We start from the raw sequence: 13,997 nt of genomic DNA on the forward strand, positions 1-13,997 counted from the left end.
TTATTTCAGGCCGGGGCGTCGATGATTGAGGTGGTGAGCCGCGCCACGCAACAGCGCTGGCCCTGCTCATCCTCAATCTCAATCTGCCACACCTGATGCCGCCGCCCAGTGTGCAGCGCCCGGCAAATGCCGCGCACCTTGCCGCCGCGCACCGCGCGCAGGTGGTTGGCATTTACCTCCAGCCCCACCACCTGCTGCCCCTCGCGGCTACAGAGGTAGCCTGCCACTGAACCCAGCGTCTCTGCCAGCACCACTGACGCGCCGCCATGCAGCAGGCCAAAGGGCTGGGTGGTGCGGGCGTCCACCGGCATGGTCGCCTCCAGCCAGGTAGGCTCCAGCCGCGTGAATTGGATGCCGAGGTGGCCGACCATGTTCCCCTGCCCCATCTGGTTGAGCGCCTCCAGCGTGGCGTGGCGTTGCCAGATCATCACATCAGCTCCAGCAGGGCCTGCAACGGATGGCGCAGGCCGTTGCCCTCAATGCGCTTCACCTGGCTGCGGCAGGAGTAGCCGGTCGCCAGACAGCGCTGGCGCGGCAGGCGCTGCAACGACTGGTGCCACGACAGCTCATAGATGCCGAGGGAGTTGGCGATGTTTTTCGCCTCATGGCCATAGGTGCCGGCCATGCCGCAGCACCCGACGCTGATGTTCTCCAGCTTCGCGCCGTAGCGGGCAAAGATTGCCGCCCACTGCTGGCTGCTGGAGGGGAGCGAGGTGGTCTCGGTGCAGTGGCCGAACAAGTACCAGGACTCACCGCTGATCTGTTGCGCCGGGCGCGCCGCCAGCGCCTGCGTCAGCCACTCGTGCACCAGCTGCACCTGGAAGCTGCCACGGCTCTCGCCGAGCACCTGCTGGTACTCTTCGCGGTAGCAGAGCACCAGCGCCGGATCGACGCCCACCATCGGCATGTCGAGCTGGGCGAGGCGGTTGAGGAGATCCGCCGTCTTGCGTGCGGTCTTGGCAAAGCGCACCAAAAAGCCCTTGATGTGCTGCGCCTTGCCGTTCGGCGCAAAGGGCAGCAGCACCGGCCGCAGGCCAAGCTTCTCCACCAGATAGACCAGATCGCTCACCACCTCGGCGTCGTAGTAGCTGGTGAAGGGGTCTTGCACAATCAGCACATACTGGTTGCGCTCATCGCGTGGCACCGCTTCCAGCTGCTCCAGCGTCATGGTGGTGGCGCGGTGGCCCAGCAGCTGCTGCTTCAGCGTCGGGCTGGAGAGCAGCGGCAGGTCAACCATGCCGAGCGCGTTGCGGCTCAGGTCACGCACCCAAGGCTGGCGGAAGAAGAAGTTGAACACCCGCGGCGCCTTTGCCATCAGCGGGGTGTAGCTCTCGACGCTGGCCACCAGGTGGTCACGCGCCGGGCGCAGGTAGCGGGTGTGGTAGAGCTGCAAGAAGCGCGAGCGGAAGCCGGGCACGTCAATCTTGATCGGGCACTGGGTCGAGCAGGCCTTGCAGGCCAGACAGCCAGACATCGCCTCCTTTACCTCGTGGGAGAAGTCATACTCGCCCTTGCTGGCGTGCCAGCTGTTGCGCGTGCGCTCAATCATGCCGCGCAGGCTGACGCGGTTTTCGCTCAGGCGCTTCTCCAGCTCCAGCGGATCGACCCCCTGCTCCGCCAACAGGCGTAGCCACTCCCGCACCAACCCGGCACGCCCCTTGGGCGAGTGGATGCGGTTGCCGGTGATCTTCATTGACGGGCACATCGGGCTTTTGACATCAAAGTTGAAGCACAGGCCATTGCCGTTGCACTCCATTGCGCCACGGAAGGAGGTGCGCACTGAGAGCGGGATGCGGCGGTCATAGGTGCCGCGCTTCACCGCGTCCACCTTCATCATCGGATCATCCCGCTCCAGCGGCGGGCAGATCTTGCCGGGGTTGAGGCGGTTGTCCGGATCAAAGGCTGACTTGATGCGGCGCAACTCGGTGTAGAGCGTCTCACCGAAGAAGGCCGGGCTGTACTCGGCGCGGAAACCCTTGCCATGCTCGCCCCACAGCAGCCCGCCATAGCGGGCGGTCAGCGCCACCACCTCATCAGAGATCTGCTTGAGCAGCACCTCCTGGCGCGGGTCGCACATGTCCAGCGCCGGGCGCACGTGCAGCACCCCGGCATCGACGTGGCCGAACATGCCGTAGCTCAGGTTGTGGCTGTCGAGCAGTTGGCGGAACTCGACGATGTAGTCGGCCAGGTGTTGCGGCGGCACACAGGTGTCCTCGGCGAAGGGCAGCGGCTTGGCCTGCCCCTTGGCGTTGCCGAGCAGGCCCACCGCCTTTTTGCGCATCGCGTAGATGCGCTCAATGTCCGCCAGTTCGCCGCACACCTGATAGCCAATCACGCCATCCTTGCGGTCGGCCATCAGCCCATCCAGCCGCGAGCAGAGGTCGGTCACCTGATTTTCAATCAAATCATGGTCGTCGCCAGCGAACTCAACGATGTTTAGCCCCAGCATCTCCTGGTTCGGCACGTCGGTGATCAGCGCCTTCACCGAGTGCCAGACAATGTCCTCACGCGCCAGATTGAGCACGCGCGAATCGACCGTCTCCACCGACAGGGCGTTGGCGCGCACCATAAAGGGGGCGTTGCGCAGCGCAGAGTCGAAGGAGTCATACTTGACGTTGACCAGCCGCCGCACCTTGGGGATGCGCGTGATGTTAAGGCGCGCCTCGGTAATAAAGGCCAGCGTCCCCTCGGCCCCGGTCAGGATGCGCGTCAGGTCGAACGTTTGCAGGTCATCGCTCAGTACATGGCGCAGGTCATAGCCGGTGAGGAAGCGGTTGAGCTGCGGGAACTTCTCCAGAATCAATTGGCGCTGCTCACGGCAGCGCCCCAGCACGGTGCGGTAGATGGCGCCAGTGGGCGACTGCTCCTTGGTCAGCTGCTCCGCCAGCGCGGTAGGCATGGCGCGGGTATCGAGGATCTCGCCGCCCAGCAGGATGGCGCGCAGCCCTAGCACGTGGTCGGAGGTTTTGCCATAGACCAGCGAGCCTTGCCCGGAGGCGTCCGTGTTGATCATGCCGCCGAGGGTGGCGCGGTTGCTGGTGGAGAGTTCAGGGGAGAAGAAGTAGCCGAAGGGCTTCAGGTAGTCATTGAGCTGATCCTTGATGACGCCCGCCTCCACCTTTACCCAGCCCTGCTCCAGGTTGAGATCCAGGATGCGGTTCATGTAACGCGACATGTCCACCACAATGCCAGCATTGAGGGCCTGGCCATTGGTGCCGGTGCCGCCGCCGCGCGGGGTGAAGGTCAGGGAGCGGAAACGCTCCTCGCCAGCGATGCGCGCCAGCAGCGCCACGTCGGAGGTGGAGCGCGGGAAGACCACCGCGTCCGGCATCAGCTGGTAGACGCTGTTGTCAGTCGCCATGGTCAGGCGGTCGGCATAGCTGGTGGCGGTATCGCCGTTAAACCCGTTCTTCTTTAAAGCTTCCAAAAAATCCAGCACCCGCTGAATCAGCCCAGGTGCCTGAGATATCTGTGGGATCATTGCTGTTGACCCTGTCCGTCGGTTGTTGTGTTCACGCCTGTCTCGCCGGAGAACCGAGTACGCAGGCCCTTCCTGTCTGCCGCACCTTACCCTTTTTGGTTGCGGATAATGTTTTACGGCCTACGTTGCCCAGAAAAACTACCACACTTCCTTTTTTAACGCGCCGCCACCTTAACGCTTTTCAGCCGCTGCGGCTAACAACTAATCCTGATGCCAACAGGAAAAACTCCCTATAATGCGCCATGATACAGTCGTTCTATCAAGGCATAACGCCGTTTAATGAGATGAGACTCTTCCATGATGTATTCGAATAAGAATTATGATCTGCCGCAGATTATGTTTGGCGTCCTGTTCATCTCGCTGATGACCATCGCCAGCATCTGGGTGGTGCAGCCCTTTATCCTCGGCTTTGCCTGGGCCAGCATGGTGGTGATCGCCACCTGGCCGCTGCTGATTAAACTGCAGGGGATCCTCTGGGGCCGCCGTTCGCTGGCGGTGTTGGTGATGACCCTGATGCTGATCCTGCTGTTTGTGCTGCCAATTGCCCTGCTGGTCAACAGCGCCATTGAGAATGGCGCGCCGCTGGTGGCGCTGGCGAGCGATCCGTCGCAGTTGAAACTGCCGACGCTGGAGTGGCTGCGTGACATCCCGATGGTGGGCGATAAGTTCTACCACGGCTGGAATAGCCTGCTGGATGGCGGTGGCAGCGCGCTGGTGGCGAAGCTGCAACCCTACATTGGCCGCACCGCCAGCTGGGTTGGCATTCAGGCGGCGCACCTTGGCCGCTTTATCATGCACTGTGCGCTGATGGTGCTGTTTAGCGCCCTGCTCTACAGCCGTGGCGAGCAGGTTGGCATGGGAATCCGCCACTTTGCCTACCGTCTGGCGGCCGAGCGCGGCGACGCGGCGGTGCTGCTGGCCGGTCAGGCGATCCGTGCCGTGGCGCTGGGGGTAGTGGTGACCGCCATTGTGCAGGCGGTACTGGGCGGCGTGGGGCTGGCGATTGCCGGCATCCCCTACGCGACCCTGCTGACGGTAGTGATGTTCACCCTCTGCGTGGCCCAACTGGGGCCGCTGCTGGTACTGATCCCGGCGATTATCTGGCTCTACTGGTCGGGCGATACCACCTGGGGCACCGTGCTGCTGGTGTGGAGCTGTGTGGTGGGCACGCTGGATAACGTCCTGCGCCCGGTGCTGATTCGCATGGGCGCCGACCTGCCGATGATCCTGATCCTCTCTGGCGTTATCGGCGGCCTGCTGGCCTTCGGCATGATTGGCCTGTTCATTGGCCCGGTGGTGCTGGCGGTCTCCTACCGGCTGATCTCGGTCTGGGTCAGTGAAGCGCCGGAGCCAGAAAAAGATCAGCGTGATGCTGGCCATGGGCTGGACGATATTAAATAAATAATTCCGCCAGACAGTGTAGCCATACTGAATTCCTCTGGCTGGCGGTAAAATTATTGGTCGGCCGCTAACTTCGCCGCCCGATTGATAAAAACAGAGTAAAATCACCCTGCCCTTAGGCTATTTCTCATGATAAATAGCGATCGGCGTCAAGAAATGGTTAATGATGTTAATCATTTATCTCATTAGACCCTAATGATTAGGATGATTCTTAAAGACTCTCCCGCCCCATCTCTCTAGTATTATTGGTAATTCGGATTTCAACCCACTGATTTATATACAACCTTTCCCCTGAGTGAGTATAGTGAATCATCGAATTGCTGTGTGTAGTCTTTGCCCGTCATCCTATGATGGGCTTTTTTTTGCCTATAATTTTTGCCCTCTATTTCCCGGCGGCAAAACAGTTTACTGCCCTCGCCCCTTCCCAGCGTGATATTCACTGGCCTGACCATTTCGTTTCCTTTCTCATCACACTCACAAAGAAAAATTATTGTCCTGCCCTTTGCGCTGGCATAAAAAATGAGGAACGAGCGCGACAAAATTTAAAAAAGGTTGCCCTTGGTTATTACCATAAAAAAACCACGGCCGGAGCCGTGGTTTAAAGGGGGGTAAACTGGGATTAGGCTGGCTTGGCCGCCAGGTTCATCCAGGTTTGCACCACGGTGTCCGGGTTGAGCGACAAGCTATCAATGCCCTCATCCATCAGCCAGGCGGCGAAATCCTCATGGTCGGATGGCCCCTGCCCGCAGATGCCGACATATTTGCCCTGCCGTTTGGCCGCCTTGATTGCCATTGAGAGCAGCGCCTTCACCGCCTCGTTGCGCTCATCAAACAGCTCGGAGACCACGCCGGAGTCACGATCCAGCCCCAACGCCAGCTGCGTCATGTCATTGGAGCCGATGGAGAAGCCATCAAAGTGCGCTAGGAACTGGTCAGCCAGCAGGGCGTTAGAGGGGATCTCGCACATCATGATCACCTTCAGGCCATTTTCGCCACGCTTCAGCCCCTGCGCCGCCAGCTCGGCCACCACTGCCTCGGCCTGCGCCACGGTACGCACGAACGGCACCATCACCTCGACGTTGGTTAGCCCCATCTCATTGCGCACCCGTTTCATCGCCTCACACTCCAGCGCGAAGCAGGCGCGGAAGCTGTCCGCCACGTAGCGGCCTGCGCCACGGAAGCCGAGCATCGGGTTCTCCTCATGCGGCTCATACTTCTCGCCGCCCACCAGGTTGGCGTACTCATTGGACTTAAAGTCCGAGAGGCGCACAATCACGCGTTTCGGCCAGAAGGCCGCGCCCAGGGTAGCGATTCCCTCGGTCAGGCGCGCCACGTAGAACTCCACCGGATCGTCATAGCCCTGCATCAGGGTGCGGATCTCGGCCTGCAACGCTGGCTCCTGCTGGTCAAACTCCAGCAGCGCACGCGGGTGGACGCCGATCATGCGGTTGATGATAAATTCCAGCCGCGCCAGCCCCACCCCCTCATTCGGCAGGCAGGCGAAATCAAAGGCGCGATCGGGGTTGCCGACGTTCATCATGATCTTCAGCGGCAGCTCGGGCAGCGCATCGACGGTGGAGCTCTGTACGCTGAAGTCCAGCAGGTCGCCGTAGACGTAGCCGGTATCGCCCTCGGCACAGGAGACGGTGACCTTCTGGTTCTCCTGCAGGCGTTCGGTGGCGTCGCCACAGCCCACCACCGCCGGGATGCCCAGCTCACGAGCGATGATCGCCGCGTGGCAGGTGCGGCCGCCACGGTTGGTGACGATGGCCGACGCCTTCTTCATGATCGGCTCCCAATCGGGGTCGGTCATGTCCGTGACCAGCACGTCGCCGCTCTGGATGCGGTTCATCTCACTGATGTCATGGATCACCTTCACCGGGCCAGCGCCGATGCGGTGGCCGATGGCACGCCCCTCCACCAGCACCTTGCCGCTGCTGTTGAGCTGGTAGCGCTCCATCACCTGGCCGTTGGAGCGCACTGTCTCCGGCCGCGCCTGCACGATAAACAGCTTGCCGGTGTGACCATCCTTCGCCCACTCGATGTCCATCGGCCGGCCATAGTGCTGCTCAATCTGCACTGCCTGCTGCGCCAGCGCCTGCACCTCTTCATTGGTCAGGCAGAAGCGGCTGCGGTCGGCCTCTGGCACATCCTCAATCCTGACCTGCTTGCCATGCTCCTGGCTGGCGGCGTAGACCATGCGGATCTTTTTCGACCCAAGGGTGCGGCGCACGATGGCCGGCTTGCCGTTGGCCAGCGTCGGCTTGTGGACGTAGAACTCGTCGGGGTTGACCGCGCCCTGCACCACCATCTCACCCAGCCCATAGGCGGCGGTGATGAACACCACCTGGTCAAAGCCCGATTCGGTGTCAATGGTAAACATCACGCCTGCGGAGGCCAGGTCGGAGCGCACCATGCGCTGCACACCGGCGGAGAGCGCCACGCCACGGTGGTCATAGCCCTGATGCACACGGTAGGAGATGGCGCGGTCGTTGAACAGCGAGGCATAGACATGCTTCACCGCCACCAGCACCGCATCAAAGCCCTGCACGTTGAGGAAGGTCTCCTGCTGGCCGGCGAAGGAGGCGTCTGGCATATCCTCGGCGGTGGCCGAGGAGCGCACGGCGAAGGAGGCCTCTGGGTCATCGGCGGAGAGTTGCTCATACGCGTCACGGATCGCCTGCTCCAGTTCCGGCTGGAAAGGGGTGTCCACAATCCACTGGCGGATCTGGGTGCCCGCTTTGGCCAGTTCGGTGACGTCATCAATATCGGTCTGGTCCAGCAACTGATAGATACGCTGGTTGACGCCGCTCTGATCCAGGAAGTCGTTAAACGCCTGCGCGGTGGTCGCAAAACCGTTCGGCACGGAGACGCCCAGCTCAGAGAGGTTGGTAATCATTTCACCCAGAGAAGCATTCTTGCCCCCCACTTTATCTACGTCTTGCATGCCCAGCTGGTTGTACCAGAGGATATTACGCACGTCAGGCTCTTTATTGGACATCGAGGCAATCCTTTTGATATTCAGTAAGATACAAACGGATGCAAAACCCAACATCAGGTTCGGCAATGTCAGACTAGCATAATGCTCCATATGGCTTTACTGGGTGAATCGATACAACACCACAAAGTCTGCTCTTTAGGATTAATCCCGGTTGGCGTTGCCTCGGCCGAAAATATTCAAGACATTGAAATATATCTAGTTAGTTATATATCTCACTGGTAAGCGAAATTTAATTTCCATCAAATGGAATAATGAAATTTAATACTTCCCTGGGTCGTGCCATGCGGTTAATTGGCAAGAGCTGGATTAACGCGCTAAAACAACATGTCATTTGCCAGAGTGCCTCACGCTTTACCGCTTTTCATTCGCCTGCCGATCTTCTCTGTGCCAGACTGGGGAAAAGCCGGAAAGTCTGGCTGGTCACTAAGGATTAACGGAGGGATAAATGGAAAGGTGTGTATTTTATATTTCTGACGGCACGGCAATTACCGCCGAGGTGCTGGGCCACGCGGTGCTGTCGCAGTTTCCTATCAAATCCACCATCTTCTCGCTGCCCTTCGTGGAGAATGAGGGGCGCGCCAGAGCGGTCTGCCAGCAGATCAATGAGATCTACCAAAAGAGCGGCGTGCGGCCGCTGGTGTTCTACTCCATCATCTCGCCAGCGGTACGCGACATCATCAACGGCAGCGAGGGGTTCTGTCAGGACATCGTGCAGGCGCTGGTGGCACCGCTGCAACAGGAGCTGGGCATGGCGCCGACGCCGGTCGCCAACCGCACCCACGGCCTGACAGAGAGCAACCTTAGCAAATATGACGCGCGCATCGCGGCGATTGACTACACCCTAGCCCACGATGACGGCATCTCGTTGCGCAACCTCGATCAGGCCCAGGTGATCCTGCTTGGCGTATCGCGCTGTGGCAAGACGCCCACCAGCCTCTATCTGGCGATGCAGTTTGGCGTGCGCGCCGCCAACTACCCCTTCACCGCCGATGACATGGACAACATCCAGCTACCGGCGGCCCTGCGCCCCTACCACCACAAGCTGTTCGGGCTGACCATCAACCCGGAGCGGCTGGCGGCCATCCGCGAGGAGCGGCGCGAAAACAGCCGTTACGCCTCCCTGCGCCAGTGCCGGATGGAGGTGTCAGAGGTGGAGGCGCTGTTCCGCAAGCACCAGATCCGCTACCTCAACAGCACCAACTACTCGGTAGAAGAGATCTCCACCAAAATCCTCGACAGCTTCGGCATGAGCCGCCGCCTGTTCTGACGCCCCCTCTGGCGCATCCCCCGCGCCAGCTTCCCCTACCGCGCCCACAGAATGCGCGGTGGGTGGTTGAAATCAGCGGAATTTGCTTTATTGTGATCGCCATCACTTCCCGGCACTTCTGCCGCAGAGAAGAACTAATTTTGAGATCCCTATGAAAAAGACCGATGAATTGCGGAGCACGCGCATCGACACCCTGATCACCCCGCAGGCGCTGGCTGACCGGCTGCCAATCTCGGCGCGGGTGGCGGACGGGGTAACGGCGGCGCGCCAACGCATTGAGAAGATCGTGAATGGCGATGACCGACGCCTGCTGGTAGTGATTGGCCCCTGCTCCATCCACGATGTGGAGGCGGCCATTGACTACGCCCAGCAACTGAACGCCTTGCGCCTGCAATACCAGGATCGTCTGGAGATTGTGATGCGCACCTACTTTGAGAAGCCGCGCACCGTGGTGGGCTGGAAGGGGCTGATCTCCGATCCACATCTGGATGGCAGCTTCCGGGTCAATGAGGGCATTGAGCTGGCTCGCCGCCTGCTGCTGGCCGTGAACGAGATGGGCCTGCCGACCGCCACTGAATTTTTGGATATGGTGATCGGCCAGTATATCGCTGACCTGATCAGCTGGGGCGCCATCGGCGCGCGCACCACCGAGAGCCAGATCCACCGTGAAATGGCCTCCGCCCTCTCCTGCCCGGTGGGCTTCAAGAATGGCACCGACGGCAATACCCGCATTGCGATTGACGCCATCCGCGCCGCGCGCGCCAGCCACATGTTCCTGTCGCCGGACAAGGGCGGCCAGATGACGGTCTACCAAACCAGCGGCAACCCTTATGGTCACATCATCATGCGTGGCGGCAAAATGCCCAACTATCAGGCAGAGTTTATCCAACAGGCGTGTGACAACCTGCGCGAGTTCGCCCTGCCAGAGCGGGTGGTGGTGGACTTCAGCCACGGCAACTGCCAGAAAATCCACCGTCGTCAGCTGGATGTGGCCGCTGACATCTGCCAGCAGATTCGCCAAGGCAGCACACAGATTGCTGGCATCATGGCGGAGAGCTTCCTGGTAGAGGGCACCCAGCAGGTGATCGCTGGCGAGCCGTTGACCTACGGCCAGTCCATCACCGATCCTTGCCTCAACTGGGCAGACAGCCAGCGCCTGTTGGCGATGCTGGCGGATGCGGTTGACAGCCGCTTCTGATCCCAACGTTAAGCATAAAAAAGCCTTGCCGCAGCAAGGCTTTTTTTTAGCTGGAGCAGGAGATCTCCAGGTGCTTGCCCCAGTCCGGCGGCAGCGCGGCAAACTCTGCGTAGGCGGGGTCGTCGCTGTAGGGGTCGCGTAACGCCTGATGCAAACGGCGCAATATCGCGGTGTCCTCTTTCTCGGCGCCATCAATCGCCTGCTGCGCCAGATAGTTGCGCAGGATGATGCGCGGATTCACCGCCTTCATCGCCGCCTGCCGCTGGGCGTCACTGACGCCCTCCTGCACCAGCCGCTCGCGGTAGCCCTGATACCAGCGGTCAAACGCCTCACGATCGATAAACTCATCGCGCAGCGGCGATACCCGCTCCTCCTGCTGCACGTCGCTTAGCAGGCGGAAGGTGCGGGTATAGTCACGCCCTTCGTTCGCCATCAGGCCGAGCAGGCCGGTTAGCACATCATTGTCCCGCTTGTCCTGCGTGAACAGCCCCAGCTTGGCGCGCATCCGCTCACCAAAGGCGGCCATAAGCGCTGGCTCATAGGCCGCCAGCGCCGTTTGTAGCACCTCGGTGCTCATCAGGTCAGAGAGCGCCTGCGCCAGCCGGTGCAGGTTCCAGAAGGCCACTGCTGGCTGGTTGTCAAAGGCGTAGCGCCCCTGATAGTCGGAGTGGTTGCAGATGTAGCCGGGCTGGTAGTCATCAAGGAAACCAAACGGGCCGAAGTCGATGGTTAGGCCCAGAATCGACATATTGTCGGTGTTCATCACCCCGTGGGCAAAGCCCACCGTCTGCCAGTGCGCCATCAGCCGCGCGGTGCGCTCCACCACGTCCGTCAGCCAGCGCGCATAGCGATCCGGCTCACCCTCAAGCTGCGGCCAGTGCTTATGGATGACATAGTCCGCCAGCTGGCGCACCTGATTCGGCTGCTGCCGGTAGTAGAAGTGCTCGAAATGGCCAAACCGCACATGGCTCTCCGCCACCCGTAGCAGCATCGCCCCGCGCTCCTCGCGCTCGCGGTAGACCGGCTCATCGCTGGTGACAATGGTCAACGCACGGGTGGTCGGAATGCCCAGGTGATGCAGCGCCTCGGACGCCAAAAACTCCCGCACCACTGAACGCACCACCGCGCGGCCATCGCCCATGCGTGAATAGGGCGTCAGCCCTGCCCCTTTCAGGTGCCAGTCCAGGTGGCGGCCATCCGCCAGTTGCTGCTCACCGAGCAGAATGCCGCGGCCATCGCCCAACTGGCCGGCCCAGACGCCAAACTGGTGGCCGCTGTAGACCTGCGCCAGCGGCTGCATCCCCGGCAGTAGGCGTTCGCCGGCCCACACCGGATTGTTCTCCGGGCTGAACCAACTGGCATCTAGCCCCAGCTCCTGCGCCAGCGGTTCGCTGTGGTAGAGCAGGCGGGCGTTTTTCAGTGGCGTGGGTGTCAGGGCCGTGTAGAAACCGGGCAGGCGTGAAAAATAGGTGTTATCAAAATGTGGCATAAATGTCCCCCTGCACACAGTGTAGAACGCCGGGCAGGCAATTGACACCGCTCAATGGCAGTGGCGACGTCAATCAAACTCCGGCGGGGGGATCAGTAGGCTGTCCAGCTGGCCGCCTTCACGGCCCGGCCAGAGTTGCCCCTGGACGCCAGCCAACGGCAGCTCGGAAAAGGCGTTAAAATAGATACGGCTGTCCGCCCCCTCAATAATGATGCCGTGGCAGAAGCGGTTGACGTTGCGGATCAGGGAGGGCATGACAATGGTGAAGTGATCGCCATCCACCAGCTGCCAGAAGAAGGTCTTGTCCACCTTCACATAGTCGAACAGGCCGTCAAACAGCGGGGTCAGGGTAGCGCTGCCGGAGCCGAAGTTGTCCAGCCAGAGGGTGAAGTCGCGCCGCAGCGCCGCCAGCACCGGGTTGCGCTTGCCGCTCGATAGGGAGGGAAAGGATTCAACAATCTCCAGGTGGATAAAGGGCAGCGCCATCAAATGGCGGCGCAAGACGCTCTCCTGCACGATGGCGCGCGCCGCCGGTTCGCCAATGTTCAGGTTCAGCGAGACGCCCGCCCGCTGAAACCAGTCGGCATGCTGCTCCGCCCAGGCCAGCTGCTCCGCCAGCAGTGCCACCACCTGCTCGCGCTCCAGGGATTTCATCACCAGCTCGGTGGGCGCGCTGAGCTTATGGTCTTCACTGTTAAAACGGACGATCAACTCCACTGCCAGCAGCTTGCCCTGAAGGGTATAGATGGGCTGGAAGGCAAAGGTACTGATGAAAGCCGTGTCGCGTTGTATTTTCATCTCTGTTCCAAACGGGCACCACGATGTTGCCTGAACAATCCTCTCCTGCCTGTCAACGCTTTTGCCTCCAGACCGCAGCGCTCCCTGCGCCACACGCAACCTCACGCGGATATGAGCATTATCTTGTTTTTCAAGAAAAAATTAAAGGCAGGGGACAAAATTAAGATTTTGTTTATTCTCTGTGCCGGGAAACGCTGAACCCCGGTTTAAGCATCGTCACCGACGCGAAAGCGGCGAAAAATAGCCGGCAGTGCAGCCGGCTGATTTTGTGGTGATTGTGCCGCGTGCGGCGGTGGAGAAAGATAAAGCAGGCGTGATAAGTTCCGGGTGTCACTACTCCAGCACGCCAGCCAGCCACGCCGAGACCTGTGCCAGTTCGGCCTGCTGCGCGGGGTAGTCGGCGATCGTCCCCTGACAGCGTTCAACCACTGCCCCACTGCGGTAGGGACAGCCTACCAGCCGGGCGGCCAGCGCCTGCAACGGTGCCGGGTGCAGGCTGTCGGTAAACAGCTGTGCCCGGCTGATGTGCCCCTGCTCAATGTCGAGATGCAGATCCACCCCGCCCCAGCCAAAGCGCTCATCCAGCAGATGGGTAAAGGCCGGTGCCTTGCCAAAATTCCACTCCCAGCTGCTCTGCTTGGCAAACTGCTCCGGGAAGCCGGGCAGATCCGGCAGACGGTGTGGGGAGATCACCTCCGCCTCCACCCGTTCGCCATACCACGCAAAGAATGCCTCGGTCACCGCCTGGCAGATCTGCTCATGGCGGATGCCGGGCCGCAGCTCATTCAGGTTGGCGACGCGGCCACGCACCGAGGTGATCCCCTTCGCCTGCAACTTTTTCGGATCGGGGTTGAGGTAGTCCGCCAGCCGGCTGAGGTCGGCATCCAGCAACAGGGTGCCGTGGTGGAAACCCCGGTCGCTGGTTTCGCGGTAGGCCGAGCCGGAGATTTTGCGCTCCCCCTCCGGCGTGTTGACCACCAGATCGTTGCGCCCCGAGGCCGTGGCCGGGATGCCCAACGAATGCAGGGCGTTGAGGATGATCTGCGTGGAGACGGTTTTGTCATACTCCGGCTTGCCGGCCATAAAGGTGAAACAGGTGTTGCCCAGATCGTGGAACACCGCGCCGCCACCGCTGCTGCGGCGCGCCAGCTTGATGCCATCCGCCGCCATACGGCGAGTATTGCACTCTTTCCACGGATTCTGCGCCTGACCAATCACCACGGTTTCGGCATTGCGCCACAAGAACAGCACCCGCTGGGTAGTGACCTGGCGGAAGATACACTCCTCCACGGCCAGGTTGAACCAGGGATCGTGGGAGTCTGATAACAACAGGCGTAAACGGGGCGCCATATACCCTCCTCG

General features: G+C 60.9%; 9 protein-coding genes and 1 other RNA gene. 4 read left to right on the forward strand and 6 right to left on the reverse strand.

All coding sequences use genetic code 11. The features are described from left to right. Window positions 1–5 precede the first annotated feature (5 nt). Together ACK3SD_RS09930 and ydiJ are read right to left on the reverse strand one after the other, a co-directional pair. Window positions 6–428: a hotdog fold thioesterase gene (locus tag ACK3SD_RS09930; RefSeq protein ID WP_481127528.1), complete on the reverse strand. Its 423-nt coding sequence runs from the start codon at window positions 426–428 to the stop codon at window positions 6–8. Continuing rightward, complete coding sequence (ydiJ, locus tag ACK3SD_RS09935) at window positions 428–3,481, reverse strand: D-2-hydroxyglutarate dehydrogenase YdiJ (protein ID WP_481125370.1); 3,054 nt, start codon at window positions 3,479–3,481, stop codon at window positions 428–430. Before ydiJ ends, ACK3SD_RS09930 begins: the two co-directional genes overlap by 1 nt. 297 nt (window positions 3,482–3,778) lie before the next feature. Between ydiJ and ydiK the strand changes: the two genes are divergently transcribed. Together ydiK and rprA are read left to right on the forward strand one after the other, a co-directional pair. Then, the gene (gene ydiK, locus ACK3SD_RS09940) at window positions 3,779–4,882 is read left to right on the forward strand and encodes an AI-2E family transporter YdiK (RefSeq protein WP_137763408.1); all 1,104 of its coding nucleotides are present in this window, start codon (window positions 3,779–3,781) and stop codon (window positions 4,880–4,882) included. A 251-nt stretch (window positions 4,883–5,133) separates the two neighbouring features. After that, an RNA gene (rprA, locus tag ACK3SD_RS09945) (antisense sRNA RprA) lies at window positions 5,134–5,248 on the forward strand. Between the two features lie 253 nt (window positions 5,249–5,501). Here rprA and ppsA read toward each other — a convergent pair. After that, window positions 5,502–7,883 carry a phosphoenolpyruvate synthase gene (gene ppsA, locus ACK3SD_RS09950; protein ID WP_137763409.1) on the reverse strand — a complete coding sequence of 794 codons (2,382 nt, stop codon included), beginning with the start codon at window positions 7,881–7,883 and terminating at the stop codon, window positions 5,502–5,504. Window positions 7,884–8,328: 445 nt separating this feature from the next. Between ppsA and ppsR the strand changes: the two genes are divergently transcribed. Together ppsR and ACK3SD_RS09960 are read left to right on the forward strand one after the other, a co-directional pair. Further along, window positions 8,329–9,150 carry a posphoenolpyruvate synthetase regulatory kinase/phosphorylase PpsR gene (gene ppsR / locus ACK3SD_RS09955; protein ID WP_481125371.1) on the forward strand — a complete coding sequence of 274 codons (822 nt, stop codon included), beginning with the start codon at window positions 8,329–8,331 and terminating at the stop codon, window positions 9,148–9,150. 151 nt (window positions 9,151–9,301) lie between these two features. Further along, a complete protein-coding gene (locus tag ACK3SD_RS09960) occupies window positions 9,302–10,348 on the forward strand; it encodes a 3-deoxy-7-phosphoheptulonate synthase (protein WP_481125372.1) in 1,047 nt (348 codons plus the stop codon). A gap of 46 nt (window positions 10,349–10,394) precedes the next feature. On the opposite strand, the gene ACK3SD_RS09965 is transcribed toward ACK3SD_RS09960, so the two are convergent. The 3 genes from ACK3SD_RS09965 to lplA form a co-directional block, all read right to left on the reverse strand. Continuing rightward, a complete protein-coding gene (locus ACK3SD_RS09965) occupies window positions 10,395–11,837 on the reverse strand; it encodes a protein adenylyltransferase SelO (RefSeq protein WP_481125373.1) in 1,443 nt (480 codons plus the stop codon). A gap of 69 nt (window positions 11,838–11,906) precedes the next feature. Further along, a complete protein-coding gene (locus ACK3SD_RS09970; protein WP_481125374.1) occupies window positions 11,907–12,635 on the reverse strand; it encodes an EAL domain-containing protein in 729 nt (242 codons plus the stop codon). Window positions 12,636–12,968: 333 nt separating this feature from the next. Beyond that, window positions 12,969–13,985 carry a lipoate--protein ligase gene (gene lplA, locus ACK3SD_RS09975; RefSeq protein WP_481125375.1) on the reverse strand — a complete coding sequence of 339 codons (1,017 nt, stop codon included), beginning with the start codon at window positions 13,983–13,985 and terminating at the stop codon, window positions 12,969–12,971. Window positions 13,986–13,997: the final 12 nt, after the last annotated feature.

This window comes from Chimaeribacter sp. YP20170169, assembly GCF_056739715.1.